Consider the following 2,639-nt stretch of genomic DNA (forward strand, 5'->3'; position numbering starts at 1 on the left):
TGAGGATACCGACAAAGCCGTCCACTTCGTCCAATCTGAAGCCGTCCAGGCATTCCGATTTCAAGCCGTCCATGGGTCCGAGGTTGAAGTCGTCCACCTGAGTGCCGCTCTTCGGGTCAGTGATGGATGGTGGTTGAGGTGGTGACGCTGGTCAAGCGTCGGCTTGCGTATGACGGGTCTTGCGCAGGCTCTCGCCGGTCAGATTAATCCGGTAGGCATTATGCACGACCCGATCGAGGATGGCGTCCGCCAGCGTTGGAATGCTGCCGATCATCGCGTACCAGTTCTCGACCGGCACCTGGCTGGTGATCAGCAGCGAACCGGCATCATAGCGGTCCTCCACGATTTCCAGCAGATCGCGCTGCTGCTCGCCGGTGAGCGCCTCAGGACCCCAGTCGTCGAGCACCAGCAGCTTGGCCCGGGCGAGTGTGCGTAACAGGCGAGAGTAGCGGCCATCGCTGCGGGCGAGATCGAGCGCTGCAAACAGCCGCGGCACACGATGGTAGAGCACCGACAGGTCCTCGCGGCAGGCCCGGTGCCCAAGGGCGCAGGCGAGCCAGCTCTTTCCGACGCCGCACGGGCCGGTAATCAACAGATTGCGTCGCTCGCGGATCCAGTCGCAGGATGCCAGCTTGAGAAACAGCGCCCGGTCGAGGCCGCGCGGGGCGCGGAAGTCGACATCCTCGACGCTGGCGGAGTGGCGCAGTTTGGCTGTCTTGGCCCGGGTCTCGAAGCGCTTCTGCTGCCGCGTCGTCACTTCATGATCGAGGATCAGGCCGAGCCACTCGGCATGGCCGAGCGCGTCAGCCTCGGGAGTGGCGCTGAGCGCCTTGAAGCCCTTGGCCATGCCGTGCAGGCCCAGCGCGTGGAGCTGGTCGAGGGTGGGATGGATCAACATGATCGGTCTCCTGTCAGTGGAAATACCCCGGTCCGCGGACATTGGGGTGGGTGAGAACGGGCGTGTCGGCGGCGGGAGCGCGCTCGCGGTGGGTGTCGAGGAGCGACACGATGCTCTTGTAGGTCAGCGCCCGGATCGCCAGGGCTTTGGCCGCGACCGCCTCGACGCGCTCCTGCGGGATGCCGCGCATGTGCTGCAAAACCCCGATGCAGGTGCGAAAGCCCTGCTCGGGATGACGGCGTGCCGCCAGGATGGCGGCAATCAGTCCCTCGGTGTGGGGGCCGATCGCCGCCGCCCAGGAACGGAAGCGCTCGGGCGACCAGGCGGCATAGCGGCGATGCGCGCTCGGCATGTGCTCGGCCTGCGTGCCGTGCGCCCGTCCGGCATAACGCCGCGCGTGGGCCGCGACGCGTCCGCCCTTGTGAAAGGCTTCGACGGTGCGCTGGGTCACCCGCACGTCGACCTGCTGGCCGATGAGGCCAAACGGCACCGAGTAGAAGAAGCCCTCGACCTCGATCTGATAGTCGAGCCCGACCCGGGCGAGCTGCCACTGCGCGAAGACGTAGTCCTCGGCCGGCAATGGTGCGAGGGCCGGCTTCTCGATTGTCTCGAACAACTGGCGCCGGCTGACGCCGAGACGGCGCATGGGCACGCTGTTCATCCGCTCGAGGGCCTCGGCAATGGCCGCATTGGCCTCCTGGAGCGAGAAGAAGGTGCGGTGGCGCAGCCGGCCCAGGATGTAGAATTGAGCAAAGCGAACCCCAGCCTCGACTTTTGCCTTATCCTTCGGGCGACGTGGTCGAGTTGGGAGAATTCCGACCTCGTAGTGGGCCGCCATCTTGCCGTAGCTGCGGTTGATCTCGGGATCGTAGAACGAGGCCTTGTGGACGCCGCTCTTCAGGTTGTCCGGGACGATGAGCTTGGTCACGCCGCCATGGAACCGGAACATCCGCACATGGGCTTCGATCCAATCCGGCAGGGTCTGGGTCCAGGTCGCTTCGGCATAGGTCAGGTTGGAGGCGCCGAGCACGGCGACAAAGATCTCGGCGTGACGGATCTCGCCGGTGAGCGGATCGACGATGGGCAGCTTTTTGCCCGAGTAATCCACGAATACTTTGTCGCCGGCGACGTGATGCTGGCGCATGGTCGGCGTCAGGCGGCGCTCGACGGAGCGGAACAGGTCGCAGAAACGCGAGTAGCCATAGCCGTCCGGATGATCCGCGAGATATTCCTCGTGCAGGATGGCGATGCTGACGCCAGGCCGCTTGAGCTCCTGGATCAGGTGGGCCCAATCCGGCTCCGGCCGACGGCGCGTGCCGATCCGAGCGCCCGCGCGGGCGAACAGCTTCTCCTCCAGGGCCGCGTCGGTCAGGTCCTCCGGCAGCGGCCAGGCCAGCCCGGCAGCCTTGGCCCGCTGGATGGCGTCTCGCACGGTCGAGCGCGCTGCGCCGACAATCCGGCCGATCTCGCGATCGCTGGTTTTGCTGGCGTGGAGCCGCAGCACTTGCCGCATCTGTCGCATAGTCATCTCTCTGTTTGCCGGCATCGCGTCCCTCTCTGGTGGAGAGGTCGCAATGCCCCAATCGGATGACCCGGTGCAGCACGGTTCTGCCGACCAATCCCTGGACGGGATCAAATCGGAAGGATGGACGGCTTCAATTCGGAAGGGTGGACGGGATTAAATCGGAAGCGTGGACGACTTCAAGTCGGTACACATGGACGGATTGCGTCGGTATCCGCA

The 2,639-nt window shown here is 65.4% G+C and carries 2 protein-coding genes; both read right to left on the reverse strand.

Annotated features, from left to right (window positions below):
• Positions 1-151: 151 nt before the first annotated feature.
• Positions 152-898 carry an IS21-like element helper ATPase IstB gene (gene istB / locus JKL46_RS34505; protein WP_201842931.1) on the reverse strand — a complete coding sequence of 249 codons (747 nt, stop codon included), beginning with the start codon at positions 896-898 and terminating at the stop codon, positions 152-154.
• A 13-nt stretch (positions 899-911) separates the two neighbouring features.
• Positions 912-2,444 carry an IS21 family transposase gene (gene istA, locus JKL46_RS34510; RefSeq protein WP_201842933.1) on the reverse strand — a complete coding sequence of 511 codons (1,533 nt, stop codon included), beginning with the start codon at positions 2,442-2,444 and terminating at the stop codon, positions 912-914.
• Positions 2,445-2,639: the final 195 nt, after the last annotated feature.

The sequence above is a fragment of the Microvirga zambiensis WSM3693 genome (assembly GCF_016735695.1).
GTDB classification, from domain to species: domain Bacteria; phylum Pseudomonadota; class Alphaproteobacteria; order Rhizobiales; family Beijerinckiaceae; genus Microvirga; species Microvirga zambiensis.

What these genes read in the sequence shown, in the direction of transcription:
- istB (WP_201842931.1), bottom strand. Translation starts at nt 898, where the DNA reads ATGTTGATCCATCCCACCCTCGACCAGCTCCACGCGCTGGGCCTGCAC.
- istA (WP_201842933.1), bottom strand. Translation starts at nt 2,444, where the DNA reads ATGCCGGCAAACAGAGAGATGACTATGCGACAGATGCGGCAAGTGCTG.